Annotated in this window: 17 protein-coding genes, 1 pseudogene and 1 other annotated feature; of the genes and pseudogenes, 7 read left to right on the top strand and 11 right to left on the bottom strand. The window is 51.2% G+C overall.

Going from position 1 to position 16,493, the window contains the following annotated elements:
* The 5 genes from pduT (at position 1) to WC1_RS09705 (ending at position 3,520) form a co-directional block, all read left to right on the top strand.
* The gene (gene pduT, locus WC1_RS09725) at positions 1-555 is read left to right on the top strand and encodes a propanediol utilization microcompartment protein PduT (protein WP_016150580.1); all 555 of its coding nucleotides are present in this window, start codon (positions 1-3) and stop codon (positions 553-555) included.
* A complete protein-coding gene (gene pduU / locus WC1_RS09720; protein ID WP_003030198.1) occupies positions 555-905 on the top strand; it encodes a propanediol utilization microcompartment protein PduU in 351 nt (116 codons plus the stop codon). Before pduT ends, pduU begins: the two co-directional genes overlap by 1 nt.
* A 4-nt stretch (positions 906-909) precedes the next feature.
* Positions 910-1,362 carry a propanediol utilization protein PduV gene (gene pduV / locus WC1_RS09715; protein ID WP_003030195.1) on the top strand — a complete coding sequence of 151 codons (453 nt, stop codon included), beginning with the start codon at positions 910-912 and terminating at the stop codon, positions 1,360-1,362.
* Complete coding sequence (locus WC1_RS09710; protein ID WP_016150581.1) at positions 1,347-2,561, top strand: acetate/propionate family kinase; 1,215 nt, start codon at positions 1,347-1,349, stop codon at positions 2,559-2,561. The genes pduV and WC1_RS09710 overlap by 16 nt, the downstream gene beginning before the upstream one ends.
* Positions 2,562-2,653: 92 nt before the next feature.
* The gene (locus tag WC1_RS09705) at positions 2,654-3,520 is read left to right on the top strand and encodes a GHMP family kinase ATP-binding protein (protein ID WP_016150582.1); all 867 of its coding nucleotides are present in this window, start codon (positions 2,654-2,656) and stop codon (positions 3,518-3,520) included.
* A gap of 40 nt (positions 3,521-3,560) precedes the next feature.
* On the opposite strand, the gene WC1_RS09700 is transcribed toward WC1_RS09705, so the two are convergent.
* From WC1_RS09700 to phsA, 7 genes are all read right to left on the bottom strand, one after another.
* Positions 3,561-3,896 (bottom strand): DUF496 family protein, encoded by a 336-nt coding sequence (locus tag WC1_RS09700; RefSeq protein WP_003030187.1) that lies wholly within the window; start codon positions 3,894-3,896, stop codon positions 3,561-3,563.
* A 238-nt stretch (positions 3,897-4,134) separates the two neighbouring features.
* Entirely contained in the window at positions 4,135-5,193 is a 1,059-nt protein-coding gene (locus WC1_RS09695) for an FUSC family protein (RefSeq protein ID WP_003030186.1), read from the bottom strand.
* A 107-nt stretch (positions 5,194-5,300) separates the two neighbouring features.
* Entirely contained in the window at positions 5,301-5,768 is a 468-nt protein-coding gene (sbmC, locus tag WC1_RS09690; protein ID WP_003838984.1) for a DNA gyrase inhibitor SbmC, read from the bottom strand.
* Positions 5,769-5,891: 123 nt separating this feature from the next.
* The gene (dacD, locus tag WC1_RS09685; RefSeq protein ID WP_032948010.1) at positions 5,892-7,064 is read right to left on the bottom strand and encodes a serine-type D-Ala-D-Ala carboxypeptidase DacD; all 1,173 of its coding nucleotides are present in this window, start codon (positions 7,062-7,064) and stop codon (positions 5,892-5,894) included.
* 139 nt (positions 7,065-7,203) lie between these two features.
* Complete coding sequence (gene phsC, locus WC1_RS09680; protein WP_016150584.1) at positions 7,204-7,971, bottom strand: thiosulfate reductase cytochrome B subunit; 768 nt, start codon at positions 7,969-7,971, stop codon at positions 7,204-7,206.
* Positions 7,968-8,546 (bottom strand): thiosulfate reductase electron transport protein PhsB, encoded by a 579-nt coding sequence (gene phsB, locus WC1_RS09675; protein WP_003838976.1) that lies wholly within the window; start codon positions 8,544-8,546, stop codon positions 7,968-7,970. Before phsB ends, phsC begins: the two co-directional genes overlap by 4 nt.
* Positions 8,547-8,560: 14 nt before the next feature.
* Positions 8,561-10,834, bottom strand: coding sequence for a thiosulfate reductase PhsA (phsA, locus tag WC1_RS09670; protein ID WP_016150585.1), 2,274 nt, complete (start codon positions 10,832-10,834; stop codon positions 8,561-8,563).
* Between the two features lie 400 nt (positions 10,835-11,234).
* Between phsA and sbcB the strand changes: the two genes are divergently transcribed.
* Positions 11,235-12,659 (top strand): exodeoxyribonuclease I, encoded by a 1,425-nt coding sequence (sbcB, locus tag WC1_RS09665; RefSeq protein ID WP_003838973.1) that lies wholly within the window; start codon positions 11,235-11,237, stop codon positions 12,657-12,659.
* 59 nt (positions 12,660-12,718) lie between these two features.
* Here the strand turns inward: sbcB and plaP are convergent, their stop codons facing one another.
* From plaP to WC1_RS09650, 4 genes and pseudogenes are all read right to left on the bottom strand, one after another.
* Positions 12,719-14,080, bottom strand: a complete 1,362-nt coding sequence (gene plaP, locus WC1_RS09660) for a putrescine/proton symporter PlaP (RefSeq protein WP_003030167.1) — start codon at positions 14,078-14,080, stop codon at positions 12,719-12,721.
* Positions 14,070-14,132, bottom strand: coding sequence for a membrane protein YoeI (yoeI, locus tag WC1_RS25130; protein WP_099045591.1), 63 nt, complete (start codon positions 14,130-14,132; stop codon positions 14,070-14,072). Before yoeI ends, plaP begins: the two co-directional genes overlap by 11 nt.
* Before the next feature lie 162 nt (positions 14,133-14,294).
* A pseudogene (locus WC1_RS09655) lies at positions 14,295-15,279 on the bottom strand (LysR family transcriptional regulator).
* 41 nt (positions 15,280-15,320) lie between these two features.
* The gene (locus tag WC1_RS09650; RefSeq protein ID WP_003030163.1) at positions 15,321-16,145 is read right to left on the bottom strand and encodes an SDR family oxidoreductase; all 825 of its coding nucleotides are present in this window, start codon (positions 16,143-16,145) and stop codon (positions 15,321-15,323) included.
* A 174-nt stretch (positions 16,146-16,319) separates the two neighbouring features.
* On the opposite strand from WC1_RS09650, the gene hisL reads away from it, so the two are divergent.
* Complete coding sequence (hisL, locus tag WC1_RS24745; protein WP_100250077.1) at positions 16,320-16,367, top strand: his operon leader peptide; 48 nt, start codon at positions 16,320-16,322, stop codon at positions 16,365-16,367.
* Positions 16,343-16,465 (top strand) — a sequence feature (His leader region). It overlaps the preceding gene by 25 nt.
* Positions 16,466-16,493 lie beyond the last annotated feature (28 nt).

Raw genomic sequence — 16,493 nt, forward strand, 5'->3', positions numbered from 1 at the left:
ATGTCTCAGGCTATAGGGATTTTAGAACTCACCAGCATTGCCAAAGGAATGGAAGCTGGCGATGCCATGTTAAAAAGCGCGAATGTGAATTTACTGGTCAGCAAGACCATCTGCCCGGGAAAATTTCTACTCATGCTCGGTGGTGACGTAGGTGCCGTACAACAGGCGATTGCCACTGGAACATCTCTTGCTGGCGATATGCTCGTTGATAGTCTGGTACTCCCCAACATTCATGCCAGCGTACTCCCCGCAATCAGCGGACTAAACAGCGTAGATAGGCGTCAGGCAGTTGGTATTGTCGAAACATGGAGCGTTGCTGCCTGCATCTGCGCCGCCGACCGGGCTGTTAAAGCCTCCAACGTCACGCTGGTACGCGTCCATATGGCATTTGGTATTGGCGGCAAGTGCTACATGGTCGTTGCCGGCGATGTATCCGATGTGAATAACGCGGTGACGGTTGCCAGTGAAAGTGCGGGTGAAAAAGGCCTGCTGGTTTACCGCTCGGTCATTCCTCGCCCGCATGAAAGCATGTGGCGACAGATGGTGGAGGGATAATGGAAAGGCAACCCACCACGGATCGAATGATTCAGGAATATGTACCTGGCAAACAGGTCACATTAGCGCATCTTATCGCTAATCCGGGTAAGGATTTGTTCAAGAAACTGGGATTACCAGATTCGGTTTCTGCGATCGGTATTCTGACCATTACCCCTAGCGAAGCCTCAATCATCGCCTGTGATATCGCCACGAAATCAGGGGCGGTAGAGATTGGTTTTCTCGACCGGTTTACCGGCGCGGTGGTACTGACGGGCGATGTTTCAGCCGTTGAGTACGCGCTGAAACAGGTAACCCGAACGCTGGGCGAAATGATGCGTTTTACCGCGTGTCCCATCACCCGGACGTAATCTCATGAAACGTATCATGCTAATTGGCCCCAGCCAGTGCGGTAAAACGTCGCTCACGCAGTGCATGCGCGGAGAGGTGCTTCACTATCAGAAGACCCAGGCCATAGTCTGGTCTCCTACGACAATAGACACACCGGGTGAATATCTTGAGAACCGCTGCCTGTACAGTGCGCTACTGGCCAGCGCCTGTGAAGCGGACATTATTGCGCTGGTACTCAATGCTGACGCGCCGTGGTCACCATTTTCTCCCGGTTTTACCGGACCAATGAACCGACCCGTTATTGGCCTCGTTACCAAAGCCGATTTAGCCAACCCGCAGCGTATTTCTCTTGTGGAGAGCTGGTTAGTTCAGGCTGGCGCGCAAAAAGTATTTGTCACCAGCGCGCTGGAGAATACCGGGGTCGATGAGATGTTCATTTTTCTGAATGCAAAGGAACCTTCATGTCTCACAAAATAATGGCCATTAATGCAGGTAGTTCCTCGCTTAAGTTTCAACTACTGGCGATGCCGCAGGGTGAAATGATCTGCCAGGGGTTGATAGAACGTATCGGTTTGTCTGATGCACAGGTCACCCTAAAAACACCAGCGCAGAAATGGCAGGAGACTTTGCCCGTAGCCGATCACCGTGAAGCCGTAACGTTGCTTCTGGAAAAACTGCTCAACCACCACATTATCAGCAGTCTGGAAGAGATCGACGGCGTGGGCCACCGCGTCGCACACGGCGGGGAATCCTTTAAAGACTCCGCCCTGGTAACTGATGAAACGCTGGCAGAAATCGAGCGCCTCGCGGAACTGGCTCCTCTGCATAACCCGGTAAATGCGTTGGGGATCGCGGTATTCCGCCAGCTATTGCCCAAAACGCCAGCCGTTGCGGTGTTCGACACCGCGTTTCATCAAACGCTTGATGAGCCTTCTTTCATCTATCCCCTGCCCTGGCGTTACTATGTCGAGTTGGGTATTCGTCGTTACGGTTTTCATGGTACCAGCCACAAATACGTTAGCTCACAGCTTGCTGAAAAACTGGGTGTGCCACTCAGCGCCCTGCGCGTTGTTTGTTGTCATCTGGGCAACGGCAGCAGCATCTGCGCGATCAAAGGCGGACAATCGGTGAATACGTCAATGGGCTTTACACCACAGTCTGGCGTGATGATGGGCACGCGAAGTGGCGATATTGATCCATCCATTTTGCCCTGGATAGCCCTGCGAGAAGGCAAAACACCCCAGCAGCTCAACCAATTGCTCAACAATGAGTCCGGATTGCTCGGTGTTTCTGGCATCTCACCTGACTACCGCGACGTTGAACATGCCGCAGATACGGGCAATCACCAGGCTGCGCTGGCGTTGACGCTTTTTGCTGAGCGCATTCGTGCCACCATTGGTAGCTATATTATGCAGATGGGCGGTCTGGATGCCCTGGTGTTTACCGGTGGTATTGGCGAAAACTCCGCACGGGCGCGCGCTGCGATTTGCCGTAACCTGAATTTCCTGGGTCTGGCCGTTGATGAGGAAAAAAATCAGCGTAATGCCACCTTCATTCAAACGGAAAATGCGATGGTCAAAGTAGCAGTGATTAATACCAATGAAGAGCTAATGATTGCGCAAGACGTTTTGCGTTTAGCGATATCTGAAACTGTGACATTGGGCATTCCTGCATAATACTGCCGCACCGCAAATTGCGGCAAATCATGGTAATAGCGCGATCGCCATGACACTATGCGCCGAGGATTGCTGATCACATAGGTGAAGACGTGGCTGTTGCGCAATGTCCCGCATCGTGCGGAGAACTTATCCAGGGCTGGATTCTGGGCAGTGAGAAATTGGTCTCCTGCCCGGTTGAATGGTATAGCACCGTTGAGGTCACTTCAGGTTCACCGCTGACAGATGAACGTCCACTTTCGCGGGCAATGGTTGAGAGGTTATTGCTGCACTGGCAATACCCGGCACACATGAGTCAGGATATCCGAATAGATGTCCAGTCAACCATTCCTGTCGCTAAAGGGATGGCCAGCAGCACAGCGGATATCGCCGCCACGGCAATCGCCACGGCACAGTATCTGGGGCATCAGCTAGACGAATCCACTCTGGCGCAGCTTTGCGTTTCGCTGGAACCTACCGACAGCACCGTTTTCCGCCAGCTTACGCTGTTCGATCATAACGACGCCTCCACGCAAATTGCCTGTGAATCCCAGCCTCAACTCGATCTGCTGGTTCTCGAAAGTCCGGAAACCTTGCTTACTGCTGATTATCACCGTACTCCACGTCAGTCAGGGCTACTGGCGGGCTCCCCAGCTCTGAAACGCGCATGGGAAAAGTTACAGGAAGCCTGTATCAGTCAAAACCCTTATCGGATGGGCGAAGCCGCCACGCTGAGCGCGATCGCCAGCCAGTTGCTGTTACCTAAACCAGATTTTGATTCACTATTAGCACTGGTAGAAGAATGTGATTTATATGGCGTCAACGTCGCGCACAGCGGCAGCGTCGTCGGTCTGATGCTCGACAGAAGGCGTCATGATGTGGACTACATAAAATGGATGCTGACACAGAAAAAATTAACATTGCACTGGCCGGAACAACATTTGTTGCGGATGGTAACTGGCGGGGTCGAACTGCAATAAGGGCCGCCGCTAAGCAGCGACCCAAACGAGCATAAAATCGTTACTCAGCTTTCGCATCGGCGTTTTTCACTTCGCCCATCGCTTTCAGCTTTTTAGAGATGTCGCGGCGCTCTTTAGAGATCTCAGCGTTTTTGATGATGTAATCATCAACACGATCTTCATAATCGCTTTTCATGCTGGCGATAATGCCCTGAATCGCTTCCACGCTCATTCCAGGCTTGATGTAGTCGCTCAGGTTGTCCAACAGCAGAACGCGTTTCTGGTTGTCACGGATCTTTTTCTCAACGTCCTGAATTTCACGTTGCAGTTTGTTTTTACGACGGAACAGACGAACAAATTCCAGCACGTCCTGGAAAGAAGGCTTGGTAGTTTCCATTTTTACACCCCTGATAATGTGAGATTCGGATTCGTTAAAACAACGGCTAAAGTGGGTCAACATTACTTTCATGCCCGCCATACTTCAAGTTGCATCTGCATCGACAATGCATGGTTGAAACCTGAATTATCGAGGGTAAAGCCATTGCAGTTACCAATGGTTTTAGCCTTTTTCAGTATCATACCTCTAATCTTTGCTGAATCGAAGCAGCAGTAGAACCTATCGCCTCATCTGCTCTTTATTTGCGCAGCGCGCGACAGATTAAATGTGAGAGCAACTCCAGCTGTCGCGCCATTTCCATGTTCAACCAAACGTAGCCGTGAATGGGCGTTTCTGCGACATAATCGCCTTTATGCTCAGCAATGAGCTGACGTAACTCCGCCACGGTGTCATTGAGCTTTTCCGTATTGGCAAGCACCGGCTGCGGATTCCCTTCGTACAAGGCGTGGGTTATGGTCAGTAGCGCCTGCTGCGTCCTGAGCTGAGTTTCACGCAAAGTTTGCGCATTCAGCATGACAAAGTGGCTGGTGCGGCTGGCCCAAAGTGCATTAATTTGCAGCTCAAGCATGCAGACCAGATTGCGGTTAACCGTTTGAATAGCCTCAAAAATGGATTTTTGAATACGGGTTTCTTTACTGGCGGGAACGATGAGCCCGCGCATTTTGACAACGTCGCTTAAGAGCTGCTGTAAATGCTTCTCAAGCCGCGGTTGCTCAAGCAAATTAGGGGATAGCGCGGCCTGATACACCCGATTATATCCCGTCACACAATGTGCCAATTGGATACGCCAGTGTATAAATGCCCGCTGCGGCCAGATGCCGGTAAACAACATCGCCAGTAACGAACCCAAAATAACATCGCCACCGCGCCATAACGCGGTATTCATATCTCCGGCAGGCGCCCCCACGACCACGGCAAGCGTAATGCCAATCAGCAGCGCCTGATACGGCCTTTTACCCAATGCCAACCAGCCACAGAGAAACATCGCCACCGCGCACCAGATCAGCATTAGCGGAAGCGAAAAGAGTTCCAGACGCAGGGCAATCAATCCAAGCACCGAGCCCAGGATCGTTCCGCCTATACGCTCAAACGCTCTGGGAACAACGTTACCCCAAAAAGAAATTGGCCCCATAATCACCACTAGCGTGATCAGAGGCCATGTACCTTCGGGAATGTTTAACAGGCGTACCAACAGAAAAGTAAGAAGAAACGCCAGCGCAATGCGAATGCCATGCACCACACGATAATGACGATACAAACGAATTTCAAAAGGACTCAGCGACTTATCTGCACGCACTCATGCACTCCGTCAGGGAATAGCAAAAAAGCGAATTGTACCTGTTTTTACGGTGAAAACATCATCCTGATGACCAGGACATTCATCCTGATTTGCACCAAAAACAGTTACTTCAACTGTACCGGCACGTACATTTCAATGTCCCAGTAACCGTCCTCCATGCCGTTGTTCAGATAAACTTCAAAACAGGGTTTAGCGGCTATCGCATACGTCGAATCCTGCATCAGGCGCTCAAAAAACTGATACCACGGCGTCGCGAAGTCATGATTTTCAACGCGCGCAACGGCTATAGCATAGTCGCCACCTGCCAGCTCGGTCTGGATCACCCCTTCACTGTTTTCCGGGATCTCAAAACCTTCAGGCACAGACACCACGGTATCACAACGCAGTTTTTCCGCCGGAACAACGTCAGGATTGTCGTAATAAACGGCTATCCATTCCAGCGGTACGATCTGCTTACCGTCGACCCACATCATTAACTGTTCGAAACCTTGCTTTACCGTTTGTTCCCACGGTCCAACCATATGGAAACCGGCAATTATGCGTTTCTCGACCTGCTTTATCTCGTACTCCATATAACCTCCGTTATTACACTGTATTTATATACAGTGTAATTTTTAGGTATGACGGCCACAAGGAATCAGTGATTATTATGTGAGCAGATTCGCACTCTTGCCAGTCAGGCACATCAGGAAAAACTACGCCTTATGGCGGAAGTAATCGCTCAGACGCGAGAAGACGCCACCTTCGTTGACAGACTCCAGCGTAACCAGAGGCCAGTGCGCCACCAGTTTATCCCGATCGTAGAGTTCAATTTCCCCCACACGTTGATGGGCAGCGATGGGGGCGACCAGTTCTTTCTTATCAAGAACATATTTTGCCTTGATATTCGCGACTTCGGCTTTAGGCAGGGCCATCCAGAAATCCTGCTCTGTGCCAAGGCTAATTTTTTCTTTATCGCCATACCAGATCCGTTCAATACCGACCTGCTTACCGCTACGTAAAACCTGCACGGTATCGAAGTTCTTTTGTCCCCATTGCAGCAATTTTCTCGCCTGGTCTTCACGTCCTTTCGCACTCTCCGCCCCCATCACAACCGCAATCAGGCGGCGCTGCCCATCAACAGCAGAAGCAATCAGGTTGAATCCAGCGCCGGAGGTATGCCCAGTCTTCAGACCGTCGACGTTCATGGTTTTATCCCACAACAAACCGTTACGGTTTTGCTGCGTGATTCCGTTCCAGGTAAGGCTTTTTTCACTGTACATATGGTAGAAATCCGGCTCTCCATGGATGATAGCTCGCGACAGCACGGCCAGATCGTAAGCTGAGCTATGCTGACCTGGCGCATCCAGACCATGTACCGTTTCAAAATGCGTGTCACGCAGGTTCAGCTTTTGCACATAGTTGTTCATCATCGCGACAAACTGTGGCTGCCCTCCGGCGATGTAATCCGCCAGCGCCACACAGGCATCATTACCGGAATCAACAATTAACCCGCGACTCAGGTCGCGCACAGAAACGCGATCCCCTTCTTTCAGGAACATTAAGGATGAACCGACGAATACCGGATTATCTTTCGCCCAGGCGTCGCGCCCAACGGTGACAATATCTGTCGGACTAATACGCTTGCTGTCGATTGCGCGATCGACAACATAACCAGTCATCAGCTTGGTCAGGCTGGCAGGGTTGCGCTGCTGGTGTTCATTTCCGGCTGTCAGGATTTGGCCCGTGGTGTAATCCATTAATACCCACGCTCCGGCATTAATCGCAGGTGGCAGTGGGGAAAAGCTTACGACCTCGGTCGCGTACGCGGGCGAAAAACTCATCGCAAAGAGTGAAGCGGCAATAAACAAACGGCGTTTCAACAGCATGTCCTCAGGAAATGGAAAAATAGCCGTTCTTTTTACGGAAGTTCTGGCGAACAAACATGGATAAATTGCAAGAAAATGTGACATAAGGCACATTTTCTTGCTGTAAGGAAAGGTTTTCAGATATCAACCGCGGCGGGCATTAGCCTTTGCGCGGTGCTGTCTCTGAGTGATGGCTGCGATGACGATGATAGCCATCTATCATGCTGCGGAAAATTTGCCCCGGTGTGTCACCCAGCGTGCACAGGTAAATATGTGCACAGATGAACAGTAAGCCGACAATCGCCAACACCATATGCAGCACCAGCATCACAGGCCCTGCCCCTATTACCTGCGGGTAGAGACATAACAACCCGGTAATGATCAACAGCGGAACCAGCGCATACATGATGGCCAGATAAGCCAACTGTTGTAGCGGGTTGAATTTACTCTCTGCCGTTGCTGCAAACGGGTGCGGCTCACCTTTCATGATGCCATACAGATAAAAGCGCGTTTGCAACAAGCAGCGTGATATCAACCCGTTAAACTTCACCCGATAATGACAACCGTTGCCGCTGGTTGCGTTGATTAGCACAAAACCAACCCAGAAGGCCAACAGGGCGAAACCGCACCAGGTATGTACCTGCACCATCAATGCCACCGGTCCGACAGAGAAGTGCCCAAACAGGCCACTCAGCAGAAGCAGGATAAAAAGCAGCGCATTACCCCAGTGCCAGCGGCGAACTGCCAACGAATAGAGGTAATCCCGATGTTCTTCTCCAGTAGCTGTTTTGGGTGACAACATCCGACGTAACAGCGCGTGTATAACCAGGCCCGCAATCATCAGCACAATAACAACGCCTGCATAAATGAGCCACAGCGGCCAGTAGTCCGGCGCATAGTTAAGCTCTGCTCCCCAGATAGAATTCATGCTTTACCCTCCTGATGGATCTCTTTACGCCGATAAACACTCACCGGGCCGCTACGCGTATCCTGCTGGCGATAAACCTCTTTTTGATTTATCCAGTGCTGAATTTCCGGGTCGTCACGACGACCAAATTTCAGCGCATCCGTCGGGCAAACGGAAACGCAGGCGGGCGATTGTCCAGTCTCCAGTCGGGTATCTGCACAGAAGTTACATTTGTCGGCAATTCCCGTTTGCGGATTGAGATAACGAACGTGGAACGGACAAGCGGCAACGCAATAGTCACAGCCAATACAGCGAGACTTATCCACTTGCACAATGCCATTTTCGTCGCGAAATGACGCACCGGTCGGACAAACGCTGACACACGGCGCATCTTCACAATGCTGACAGGAAACGCGAACAAACTGGAAGTGGGATAGCACCTCGGGTTCATGTTCGGGTGAACGGATCTGCACCTGTAGACGGCTAAATCCCTCTGGCACGTCATTCAAAACTTTGCAGGCAACCGTACATGCCTGACAGCCGATACAGCGTTTCTCGTCATGCAGCATGACATAAGGGTTTGTTGCTTGATTCATGATGTTCTCCTTTCTCATGCCCGACGAAGCGTAACGCCAGCGGTGTGCACCACTGTACCGGAAACCGGACTGGTGACATGCGGAAGCAAATTACCGCAATGGATACCGTGCGTTGTCGCCGCGGTTTTGGCTCCCGCCTTGGCGCCAAACCCCATATAAACAAACAGCGTATCGGGCCGAATTCCGGCGGTGACCAGCGCTTTGCCTTTTTCCTTGCCGGTCGCATTTTCCAGCCAGATGTCATCGCCGCTTTTGATGCCTTTTTCACGGGCCGTTTGCGGGTGGATCCACACCGCGTTGTCCCACATCAACTCGCTAAGCAGTGGCACGTATTGCGTCGCACCGTTGGTATGAACCGCCACTTTTCCCTGGATAAAATAGAGCTCACTATCGCCTTTGAGCGCAAAATTGCGCGCGCGCGGAATACCGTAGCCAGGCAGGAGCGTCTCCAGCTCTTCAGAATAAAGCTCTATTTTTCCTGAAGGGGATTTAAAGCGCAGTTGCTCGCCATAGGTACCGTCGCTGTCAACCGCCACCGCACCCGGATAGCGTTCCACAAACTGACGCACCGCTTCAGGTTCACGCAGCAGTAACGGAACACCCCACTCCCGATACCCTTTCTCACGCAGTTCAGCAGACAGCGCATGATCGCCATTAAGCTGGTATAACTGACGCGTTTGCATATCCTGCCATGGGTAGAATTGCCCAAGGCCTAACTGCACGGCCAACTCTTTCCAGATTTGCCAGCTTGGACGCGCATCACCAATAGGTTCTACTACCTGCTGGCGCAGGGCATAGGCTGGGTTCAGACCCGACATGTCTGAAACTTCTTCATCGCGCTCAAGGTAAGTACATTCAGGCAAAAGGTAGTCGGCATACGCTGCGCTTTCGCTTAGATAAACATCACAACTGACCACAAGGTCGAGCTGTTCAACGGTTTTGACCAGATCCGGTCGGCAGGTAACGGTTTGGAAAGGGTTGTGTCGGGACATAATCCATCCCTTCACCGGATAAGGCGTCTGGTTTAACACAGCATCAATGATGCTTTGCACCACACCACCGCCCGCCGCGATGTACTTAAACTGCGGGGCTACCAGATCGATACGCTGCGCCGTTGGCTTGGGTAATTTGACATCGGGTTTTGCCAGCACCGGAGCGACCTTCTCTCCGGCCAGCTTATTATAAGTTGCCGCCGCTTTTTTCTGGTATAAACCGCCTTCACGCTCAATATTGCCAAGCAGCACATTGAGGGTAAAAATCATGCGCCGCATATCAATTTCTTCTTGCGAGAACGTCGCACGATGGCCCGGGCTGACGATAGCATGAGGCGCGCAGGCGGCCATTTCTCGGGTGACCCGAACAATGACATCAGCAGGCACATCAGCTTGCTTTTGCGCCCATTCCGGCGTGGTCTCTTGTACTGCTTCTGCCAGTTGGTCAAACCCTGTGGAGTAGCGCGCAACGAAGTCCGCGTCATACAATTTTTCATTGATCATGACGTGACACATGGCCATCAACACCGGCAAGTCGCCGCCCGGTTTGAGCGCATGCCATTCATCCGCCTTGCTGGAGAAGACGGACAGACGAGGGTCGAAGCTGACCATTTTTGCGCCCTTTTCCTGCGCCATCATCAGTTCATGCGTTTCGGCAACCTCAATTCCTTCATAAAGGTTGTGACCAAAAGAGACCATATAACGGGTATTGGCGATATCCATGGCCAAATCGCCGCCCATCATCACTTTGGCGGCAATCGATTTTCCGGCCGGGCATGTCGACGCGTGCGTAAAGGTGTTTGGCGATCCGAAAGCCGTCGCCAGTTGAAATAAATGCCCTGAAAGCGAACCGGATTTAGAAGAAAACACGACGCCCTGAGGACCATGCTGCGTTTTGATTGCCGTCATTTTTTCGGCAATTTCTTTATACGCTTGTTCCCAGCTAATAACCTGCCATTCTCCGCTCCCGCGAGGTCCTGTGCGTTTCATGGGTTTAACAATACGGTGCGGGTCGTTGACCAGGCTAACGCCGCTGCCGCCACGAGCGCAGACACGTGTCCCTTGCTGGGGCGCATTAGGGTTCCCTTGAATAAAAACCGTTTTATTATTAATTACCTGTGCCTGTATCGGGCAACGATAAGAACACATTTCACACAAACTTGGCGTCAGGGATGTTTTCCCCTTAATGCTCTCTGGAGAATTACGCGCCAGTGCGCCTGGCGGAAAACTGCCTATCGCACAGGCTGAACAGCCTATACCCACTCCTCGCAAAAAATTACGCCGACTAATGCTCATATAACCTCCTGTTATTAGATATATCCAATGATTATATGGCGTTTAGAATATTTATTTTTTACATCAATCACATTTCATTACAATGCATGACAGCCAATTGACATAAATAAAAACTCTTTGTTTATAAAAGACTTTTAAAGTTTCCAGAACACAATAAAAGAAGAAGAAAATAACAATAATGGTTATCAATTAGATTGTTTACAAATCCGCAACTCCAAGATATTTTATTTCCGTAATTTATTTTAACAGTGCGGAATTTATTTATTAATTCTATAAAAGTCCTGTTTATCTCAACTTTATTGCGTACACAATCCAGCTTCGATAATACCATAGCTGATTATCTCACTATTTTTTGGTATTCTTGGACGAGCGCTAAATTGATCCCGGACATAACTGAACAATGAATGACGGCAAGCAGCAACCTGGTTTTCTCTTCCACGATTACGAGACCTTTGGCACCCATCCGGCGCTGGACAGACCCGCGCAATTTGCGGCTATCCGCACAGATAATGATTTCAACATCATCGGTGAACCAGAAGTCTTTTATTGCAAACCCGCGGACGATTATCTGCCGCAGCCTGAGGCGGTGTTGATTACGGGTATCACACCGCAGGAAGCACGTGAAAAGGGAGAGAATGAAGCCGCTTTTGCCGCGCGCATCCACGCCCTGTTCACCGTGCCGAAAACCTGTATCCTGGGCTATAACAACGTGCGCTTCGATGATGAGGTGACGCGCAACATCCTGTATCGTAATTTCTACGATCCCTATGCCTGGAGTTGGCAGAACGATAATTCGCGCTGGGATCTGCTGGATGTGATGCGCGCCTGCTATGCCCTGCGCCCTGAAGGCATTAACTGGCCGGAAAACGACGACGGCTTACCCAGCTTCCGCCTGGAGCATTTGACTAAAGCCAACGGTATTGAGCATGCCAATGCTCACGATGCGATGGCGGACGTATACGCCACGATCGCAATGGCGCAATTAGTGAAGTCGCGCCAGCCGCGTCTGTTTGATTATCTCTACAGCCATCGTAATAAGCACAAGCTGGCCGCACTGGTTGATGTCCCGCAAATGAAACCGCTGGTCCATGTCTCTGGTATGTTCGGCGCATGGCGCGGTAACACCAGTTGGGTGGCGCCATTGGCGTGGCATCCGGAGAATCGTAACGCGGTTATTATGGTCGACTTAGCTGGTGATATTTCGCCGCTGCTCGAACTCGACAGCGACGCCCTGCGCGAGCGGCTCTACACGTCTAAAGCAGATCTGGGTGATAACCCGGCCGTACCGGTTAAATTGGTGCACATCAACAAATGCCCGGTACTGGCACAGGCGAATACCCTGCGTCCGGAAGACGCCGACCGTCTTGGCATTAACCGCCAGCATTGTCTGGATAATCTTAAAGTTCTGCGCGAAAACCCGCAGATACGCGACAAAGTGGTCGCGATCTTTGCCGATGCGGAACCCTTTACTCCATCAGATAACGTGGATGCCCAACTGTACAACGGCTTTTTCAGCGATGCTGACCGTGCGGCGATGAAAATCGTTCTGGAAACCGAACCACGCAATTTACCGGCGCTGGATATCTCCTTTGTCGATAAGCGCATTGAAAAACTGTTGTTTAATTACCGTGCACGTAACTTCCCGGGAACGCTGGACGAAGCTGAACAGCAGCGCTGGCTGGACCATCGTCGCCAGGTATTCACACCGGAGTTTTTGCAAAATTATGCCAATGAATTGCAGCTATTGAGCCAGCAATATGCGGATAACAAAGAAAAGTTGATGCTGCTGAAATCACTCTGGCAGTATGCCGAAGAGATTGTATAAATCCCACGTATAAAAAAACGGAGAACATGTCTCCGTTTTTTTTCAGCTAAATGCAGTTATTACGCGATATCTTCGTCGTACTGTGGGACCGGGTTGCGGAAGCTTTTGGTCACGCAAGCAAGGTAGATCAGACCGATACCCGCCCAGATCAGGCCCAGGACCATTGAGCTTTCTTCCAGGTTCACCCACAGCGCGCCAACGGTCAGCGCACCGCACATTGGCAGGAACAGGTACTGGAAGTGATCTTTCAGCGTCTTGTTACGCTTCTCACGGATCCAGAACTGGGAGATTACCGACAGGTTAACGAAGGTAAATGCCACCAGCGCACCAAAGTTAATCAGCGCCGTCGCCATCACCAGGTCGAAGTTGATTGCCAACAGAGCAATCGCCCCAACCAGAATGATGTTCATGGACGGAGTACGCCATTTCGGGTGTACATAACCGAAGAAGCTTTTCGGGAATACGCCGTCACGACCCATCACGTACATCAGACGCGCAACGCCTGCATGCGCCGCCATACCGGACGCCAGTACGGTAATGGTAGAGAAAATCAGCGCGCCGACCTGGAAGAACTTACCGGCAACATACAGCATGATTTCCGGCTGCGAAGCATCTGGATCCTTAAAGCGCGAAATATCCGGGAAGTACAACTGCAGCAGATAGGTGGAGACGATAAAGATCAGGCCACCAATCAGCGCAGTCAGGAAAATCGCACGCGGGATCACGCGCTCAGCGTCTTTGGTTTCTTCTGACAGGTTGCTGATACCGTCAAAACCGGTGAACGAGAAGCACAGGATGGTCGCACCGGTGATCATCGGGATCACGTGCGCATCACCGGACCAGAATGGGCGACTGCTCGCCAGCGTACCGGCACCTTCCCCTTCGAACACGCCATAAACGACCATGCCGAGGATCACCGCAATCAGCACCACCTGCAACAACACGATCACGGTGTTGAAATTCGCAACGGATTTGAGGCTGCGCAGGTTGAAGGCGGTCATAAAGGCCACCAGCGCCACCACGAACATCCACGATGGAATCGAGGGCACCAGCGCTTCAAAATAAATTTTCGCCAACAGAATGTTGATCATCGGGGCGAACAGGTAGTCCAGCAGTGATGACCACCCCACCATAAAGCCAACGGTCGGGCTAATGGATTTCTGGGCGTAAGTGTAGGCAGAGCCTGCAGACGGATAGCGGCGTACCAGTTTACCGTAGCTCAGTGCGGTAAAAAGGATGGCGATCAGTGCAAAGGCGTAAGCTGTCGGGACGTGACCATCGGTCATTCCTGATACGATACCGAATGTATCGAACAGCGTCATCGGCTGCATATAGGCAAGGCCCATCATGACAACCGGAACCAGCGTAAGCGTTTTACGTAATTCCACGCGAGAGGTGTTTGGAGTAGCGTTATGCGACATGGTTATCCCCCATTACGGCGAAAACCGTCGCGTAAGCAAAAAATTGCCCCATTTTTTGTTAATCCTCAGCGACAACAACTGTCGATTTTTAAGTAAGTATCTATCCGGTACGAAGCCCGGCCTCTTTTATGAATGATTGGTTTGATGCAAAAAAATAACCGACGCGTATTAAAACGTCGGTTAATGTCATTTTTTGCAAGCGGCGTATTTTGCACTAAATTGGGGAGAAATAACAAGAGATTGAAGTGGCCACAAAAGAATATTTTTTCTTAACTGATTGATTTGTCAGCAGCCGTTTTAACATACACCCCCGCAATAGCACTATTTGCTAAAATTTCATCTCGCCACCAGGCACTGGCCAACCCGGCGGTCTGTTCATTCCAGCCTATCCACACGGGTTCAAGGACAATTTGCGCGACCACTTTTTTCTCAATCAGTGCGCCGCTCTCCAGAAATCGCTGCGCCAGATAGCGCGGAATATAGCCACATCCCAGGCCGCTGATTTGTAGTTCCAGCTTGGTTTTGAAGTCAAAAACGGTAATGGCTTCCTGATCGTCAAGCACCTGAGAACCTGAGACATTGGCATGCTGCGCATTGTCGCCCACTACAATGGCGCGAAAACGGCGAATAGTGCGACGATTTAACGGTTCCTGTTCCTGCGCCAGCGGGTGATGCGGCGCAACCACGAATATCTGTTCCAGAACCCCCAGCCGTGCAAAGCCAAATTCGCTCGCTGCAGGGGGGTCATGCATGGCACCGACAATAATATCCGCCCGGCCCTGAGTAAGGGCATCCCATGAGCCGCCCAGCACGCCATTGATAAATTTCAGACGCGTCACGCTGTGATGTTGATAGAAAGACTCGATGAGTGGGGCCAGCAATGAAAAGGGAAAGGTATCATCTACGCCAATAACCAGTTCATTCTCCCAGCCTTCGTGTAGTTTAATGGCCTGCTTTTCGAGTTCACGGACGGTATGCAGCACCTCCCGCCCCTTTTCCAGCAGCATCTGTCCGGTGCGGGTGAACTTAGCCCGGTGCCCGCTGCGATCGAGTATCTGAATATTAAGATCGCTTTCCAGCTTATGGACGGTGTAGCTAAGCGCAGACGGCGTCTTAAACAATTTTGCCGACGCCGCCGCGAAACTGCCCTCTTTTTCTAAGGCATCGAGGATGATAAGAACGTCCAGCAGTGGTTTCATACTCGCCCCCTGGCGGTATACAGCGGCACTCTGCTGGCTTGTCACTCCATCGGCATCACCAGCGGATCAGGATACTGGTACTCAAACCCAAGCTCATTACAAATACGGTTGCCATCAATGACTTTACCTTTACCGTTATCCGTACCGTCGCGAAATTCCGGCGGCTCCATCCCCAACTGGCGGGCCATCTGCGGATAGAACACGTTACGCGCCGGATGCATAGGCGCACATATATTATAGATGTGTCCCCCTTTAGGCGCTTGCAGCAGTAACGTGATGGCAGAAACCACATCGTCCAGATGCACCAGATTGACGCCATGATGTCCGTCTGGTGCCGTCTTGCCGGCAAAGAAGCGACCAGGATGTCTTCCCGGACCAACTAACCCGGCCAGACGCAAAATATCCACCGACGTGCCAGGTAAATTGTGCAACCAGTCTTCAAGTTCTTTCAGAACACGACCACTTGCCGTGACCGGATTACGCGGCGTCCCCTCTTTCACTGTTCCTTGAACGTCACCATAGACTGACGTCGAACTGGTAAAAATAATCCGCGGGATCCGATACGCCAGCGCGCTGTCGACCAGTTCCTGCATTGCCTGCAGGTAAAATGCTTCCCCAGGACCGCTACGGCGTGCAGGCAGCGTAATAACCAACGCATCGGCGTCCATCAGTGCGTCGAGATCGTCAGCCTCACAGACCAGTTCAGGTTCCAGGCGCAGCGAGTAACTCTCGATACCGCTCATGCGGGCCGCTTCCACCCCATCCAATGTGGTTTTGCTGCCGGTAACCTGCCAGCCTCTCGCCGCCAGCGACATGGCTAACGGCATGCCTAACCAACCTAATCCGACAATTGCGACCTTTTTCATGCCTTCTCTCCTGACTTTTGGCCTATAACGCAAGGCTACGCCAGCCCACGGTGGCTGACAATTCATAGTATCAATATGAAATGAATTAATGATCAAAAAAAGCCCTTGCTTTCCGTAGCTAAAGTGGTTTAGGTTAAAAGACATCAAATGAATAAACATTCATCGAGAAAATTTATGACACGCGCTCAATTCAAACACCATCATCACCATCATCCTGACTAGTCTTTCAGGCGATGTGTGCTGGGAGACATTTAAATCTTCCAGCGGTGCATGAGCGTATGAGAAAGCCCCCGGAAGATTTCTTTCGGGGGCTTTTTTTTGTGCGTGACCCAAACTGATTCAGACAGG

Source organism: Citrobacter sp. KTE30 (genome assembly GCF_000398825.1).
Lineage (GTDB): Bacteria > Pseudomonadota > Gammaproteobacteria > Enterobacterales > Enterobacteriaceae > Citrobacter > Citrobacter freundii.

Excerpts from the sequence above, each read along its gene's own strand:
- pduT (WP_016150580.1), top strand. The coding sequence starts at position 1 with ATGTCTCAGGCTATAGGGATTTTAGAACTCACCAGCATTGCCAAAGGA.
- pduU (WP_003030198.1), top strand. The coding sequence starts at position 555 with ATGGAAAGGCAACCCACCACGGATCGAATGATTCAGGAATATGTACCT.
- pduV (WP_003030195.1), top strand. The coding sequence starts at position 910 with ATGAAACGTATCATGCTAATTGGCCCCAGCCAGTGCGGTAAAACGTCG.
- WC1_RS09710 (WP_016150581.1), top strand. The coding sequence starts at position 1,347 with ATGTCTCACAAAATAATGGCCATTAATGCAGGTAGTTCCTCGCTTAAG.
- WC1_RS09700 (WP_003030187.1), bottom strand. The coding sequence starts at position 3,896 with ATGGAAACTACCAAGCCTTCTTTCCAGGACGTGCTGGAATTTGTTCGT.
- sbmC (WP_003838984.1), bottom strand. The coding sequence starts at position 5,768 with ATGGAGTACGAGATAAAGCAGGTCGAGAAACGCATAATTGCCGGTTTC.
- dacD (WP_032948010.1), bottom strand. The coding sequence starts at position 7,064 with ATGCTGTTGAAACGCCGTTTGTTTATTGCCGCTTCACTCTTTGCGATG.
- phsC (WP_016150584.1), bottom strand. The coding sequence starts at position 7,971 with ATGAATTCTATCTGGGGAGCAGAGCTTAACTATGCGCCGGACTACTGG.
- phsB (WP_003838976.1), bottom strand. The coding sequence starts at position 8,546 with ATGAATCAAGCAACAAACCCTTATGTCATGCTGCATGACGAGAAACGC.
- phsA (WP_016150585.1), bottom strand. The coding sequence starts at position 10,834 with ATGAGCATTAGTCGGCGTAATTTTTTGCGAGGAGTGGGTATAGGCTGT.
- sbcB (WP_003838973.1), top strand. The coding sequence starts at position 11,235 with ATGAATGACGGCAAGCAGCAACCTGGTTTTCTCTTCCACGATTACGAG.
- plaP (WP_003030167.1), bottom strand. The coding sequence starts at position 14,080 with ATGTCGCATAACGCTACTCCAAACACCTCTCGCGTGGAATTACGTAAA.
- WC1_RS09650 (WP_003030163.1), bottom strand. The coding sequence starts at position 16,145 with ATGAAAAAGGTCGCAATTGTCGGATTAGGTTGGTTAGGCATGCCGTTA.